This window comes from Streptomyces canarius (genome assembly GCF_014650735.1).
GTDB lineage: Bacteria > Actinomycetota > Actinomycetes > Streptomycetales > Streptomycetaceae > Streptomyces > Streptomyces olivaceoviridis.
Window position 1 is genome coordinate 1 of the sequence record NZ_BMVN01000150.1, and the last position, 3,360, is coordinate 3,360.

The following is a 3,360-nucleotide window of genomic DNA, read 5'->3' on the forward strand; positions in this document are numbered from 1 at the left end:
GGCCCTGCTGCGCGCCGAGCGGACCCGGGGCCTGCGCGCGACCGCGGCGGCGGCCGTCGCCCTGATCGTCAGCGGCTGGGGCGTCTCCCAGTACCCCTACCTCCTCGGCACCCACCTGCCGGTCCAGGACGCGGCGGCACCGCACGCCACCCTCGCCGTCCTCGTCGGCGTCGCCTGCGCCGCGGGCATCCTCATCCTGCCGTCCCTGGTCCTGCTGTTCCGGGTCATGGGCCGGGCCGACGTCGCGGACCGGGCCGCCTCGCACGAGTCCCCGTGAACGGCGGGGCACGGGCCGACACCACCTCGGTGCGCGAGTTCCTGCGCACCGAGACGGCCGGCGCGGCGGTCCTGCTGCTCGCCGTGGTCACGGCTCTCGCCTGGGCCAACACCGACCTGCACGGTTACGAGGAGTTCTGGAACACGCCGGTGTCGGTGAACGCCGGTGGACACGGCCTGCTGCTGACCGTCCGCGGCTGGGTCGACAGCGGCCTGATGACGTTCTTCTTCTTCGTCGTGGGCCTGGAGGCCCGCCGCGAGTTCGACCTCGGGGAGCTGAGGGAACGCACCCGGCTGCTCCTGCCGGTGTCCGCCTGCGTGTGCGGAATGCTGCTGTCGGCCGCCGTCTACCTAGCGGTCACCGCGGGCGCGGGCGCGGCGCATGGCTGGGGCGCCGCCCTGTCCACGGACACCGCCTTCGCCCTCGGCGTCCTCGGCACGCTGGGCACGCGCATGCCGCCACGGCTGCGCGTCTTCGTGCTGACGGTCGCCATCGTCGACGACTTCCTCTCGCTCGCCGTCATCGCCGTCGCCTACAGCGTGTCCCTGTCGGTGCCCGCGCTGCTGACGGGCCTGCTGGTGCTCGCCGTGATCGTCGTGATACGCGGTCGCGGCGTCCGGCGCGGGGCGGTCTACCTGCCCCTGGCGGCCGTGGCCTGGACCGCCTTCCTGTACTCGGGCGTCGACCCGGTGGTGGTCGGACTGGTGATGGGGCTGCTGACCTACGCCCACCCGGCCGACCGGTCCCACCTCACCCGGGCGACCGAGCTGTACCGCAGTTTCCGGGAACAGCCCACCCCGGAGCTGGAGCGGTCGCTGCACCTGGGCATCGCCTCCGCCGTATCGCCCAACGGCAGGCTCCAGCGACTGTTCCACCCCTGGACCAGCTTCGTCGTCGTTCCCCTGTTCGCCCTCGCCAACGCCGGTGTACCGCTCGGTGTCCGGCAGCTCGAAGAGGCCTTCACATCTCCTGTCACCTGGGGCATCCTGCTCGGCTACGTCCTGGGCAAACCCGCGGGCATCCTGCTGGGGACCTTCCTGGTGACCCGGCTGAGCCGGGGCCGCGTCCGCACCCTGGTGGGCTGGGCCGCGCTCGGCGCCGGCGGCGGACTGGCGGCCGTCGGCTTCACCGTGTCCCTGCTCATCGCCACGCTCGCCTTCCACGGCCCCCGGCTCGCGGAGGCGAAGACCGGCATCCTGTGCAGCATCCCCTGCTCGTTCCTCCTCACCTGGTCGATCACGGCCGGCATCTCCCGGCTCCCGCGCGGCCGTCGCATGAAGTACCTCATCGGACGTGCGGAGACGATCACCGACCTCCAGGTGCCGGTCGACCCCGACCGCGACCACATCAGGGGACCGCGGGACGCCCTGGTGACGGTGGTCGAGTACGGCGACTACGACTGCCCCTACTGCGGGCGGGCGGAACACGTGATCAACCGTCTGCTCCAGGACGTGGAAGGGGTGCGGTACGTGTGGCGGCACCTGCCGCTGACCGACATCCATCCACAGGCCCAGCTCGCCGCCGAGGCGGCCGAGGTGGCCGGGCAGGCAGGGCGCTACTGGGAGATGCACGACCTGCTGCTCTCCCATCAGGGCGCGCTGCGCCTGCCCGATCTGCGAGAGTACGCGGTACGCGCCGGACTGGACGCCGAGCGCTTCGAGCGCTCGCTGCTGCGCCACGAGGGCGCCGCCCGGGTGGCCGAGGACGTGGAGTCGGCCGACCTGAGCGGTGTGGCGGGCACGCCGACCTTCTTCGTCAACGGGCGGCGGCTCTACGGCGCTTACGACGCGGACACGTTCTCCAGGGTCGTCGGCGCCGCCCTGGACCGGGCCAGGGTGAAGCGGGCCAGAGCCGAGGCGTCCGGCCGAGGGCGGGCCGGCTGAGGACGAAGCGCGCCTCGTACGGCGGCGCCTCAGCGCTCGCCGGGGCCCCGGACGGCCTACGGCTCCGGGGTCTCCTCGTCCGCCGGGTCTCCGGTCTCCTCACCCGTCCGGTCCGGGCGGCCGGCGACGTGGACCAGACGATTCAGCGCGGCTTCGCTCGGCGAACCGGGTTCGGCCTGGTAGGTGCCGAGCTGGTGGCCGTGGGAGCCGTTGACGGTGAACGTCTGGTACGTCAGCGTCAGCTCACCGGCCCTCGGATGCAGCAGCCGCTGGGTCTGATGGGTCTTGGTCCGGACGTCGTACTCGGCCCACAGCCGGGTGAACTCATCGCTATGTGTCGACAGTTGACCGACCAGGGCGTGCAGGGCCCGGTCCTCCGCGTTCAGGGAGGCCGCCGTGCGCAGGCTCGCCACACATGTCCTGGCGATCTCCTCCCAGTCCCGGTAGAACCGCCGGGCCGCCGGGTCCAGGAAGACGAACCGGAGCAGGTTGGTTTCGGTGCCCATGACACACAGGAGGGCCTTCGCCGCGTCGTTGTCGGCCAGGATGTCGAACCGGGGCCCGAGGATCACGGTCGGCGTGCTCCAGGAGTCGATCAGCCGTACCAGGTGGGCTGCCGCGCGGGCGTCGGCCGGAGGATAGGTGCCACCGCGCTTGCGCAGCCCCTGCCGTGCCAGCTTGTGCAGGTGTTCTGCCGCCTCCGTGTCGAGCCCGAACACCCGGGTCAGCGCGTTGAGGACCTGATCGGAAGGGTGTCTCTCCCGCCCCTGCTCCAAGCGCGCGTAGTAGCCCTCGCTCACGCCGGCCAGCATGGCCACCTCATGACGCCGTAGCCCCGCGGTGCGGCGGGGCCCCTCGTCCGGCAGACCCACTTGTTTGGGCGAAGTGGCAGCTCGGCGAGCTCGTATGAACTCACCCAGCGGGTTCACGCTTTGCATTTGACTAAGGTTACTTGCTGACTTGACATAACAACCGTCGCATCACCTGGTGTAGGTGTACGTGCCGCGTATACCCAGGCCCTTCAGATGCCTGCTCCGCGCACGAATCGCCCCCTTGAATACACGAACAGAAATCTTCGTGCGGGCCGCAAGGACATTGCGTGCTTTTTACTGGGCGGGCAGCAGCGCGAGCAGTTCGCGTGCGTACGTGAGGGAGTCCTCCACCGTGTCGGCCTCGTACATGGTGTCCACCATGAAGTGT

General features: G+C 70.8%; 3 protein-coding genes. 2 read left to right on the forward strand and 1 reads right to left on the reverse strand.

Annotation, left to right across the window (positions count from 1 at the left end):
* Positions 1 to 277: cytochrome d ubiquinol oxidase subunit II (locus IE294_RS46455; protein ID WP_189895350.1), on the forward strand; the 277-nt coding region annotated here is incomplete at its 5' end.
* Positions 274 to 2,160 (forward strand): Na+/H+ antiporter NhaA, encoded by a 1,887-nt coding sequence (locus tag IE294_RS46460; protein WP_189895351.1) that lies wholly within the window; start codon positions 274 to 276, stop codon positions 2,158 to 2,160. The genes IE294_RS46455 and IE294_RS46460, both read left to right, overlap by 4 nt.
* A 56-nt stretch (positions 2,161 to 2,216) precedes the next feature.
* Here the strand turns inward: IE294_RS46460 and IE294_RS46465 are convergent, their stop codons facing one another.
* On the reverse strand, positions 2,217 to 3,098 hold the full coding sequence (locus tag IE294_RS46465) for a helix-turn-helix transcriptional regulator (RefSeq protein WP_189895352.1): 882 nt from the start codon (positions 3,096 to 3,098) through the stop codon (positions 2,217 to 2,219).
* Between the last annotated feature and the right edge of the window lie 262 nt (positions 3,099 to 3,360).

What these genes read in the sequence shown, in the direction of transcription:
- IE294_RS46465 (WP_189895352.1), bottom strand. Translation starts at nt 3,098, where the DNA reads ATGCAAAGCGTGAACCCGCTGGGTGAGTTCATACGAGCTCGCCGAGCT.